Genomic DNA, 297 nt, shown 5'->3' on the forward strand with positions numbered 1-297 from the left:
ACGACATGTGTGAAAACAGAGAGTTAAAGTGTGAGCCAAGCGAAGCTGCAGGATCGCGACGCGCTTTAGGGAGGATTACGTCATGACCGACAACACGATGCATCTTGCGGCCGAGGCCACGACCAAGAAAAAGATGAACCTGGTGCAGCTCACCTTCATCGTCGCCGTCAACATGATGGGGTCGGGGATCATCATGCTGCCTGCCAATATGGCGCAGGTCGGGGCGATCTCGCTGCTTTCCTGGCTTGTGACCGCCATCGGCTCGATGGCGATCGCCTATGGCTTCGCCCAGGCCGG

At 57.9% G+C, this 297-nt stretch carries 1 pseudogene; it reads left to right on the top strand.

The window, feature by feature from the left end:
- Window positions 1-82 precede the first annotated feature (82 nt).
- Window positions 83-297, top strand: a pseudogene (locus tag EOD29_RS31200) (putrescine-ornithine antiporter); the annotation flags it as partial.

Source organism: Mesorhizobium sp. M1A.T.Ca.IN.004.03.1.1 (assembly GCF_003997555.1).
Lineage (GTDB): Bacteria > Pseudomonadota > Alphaproteobacteria > Rhizobiales > Rhizobiaceae > Mesorhizobium.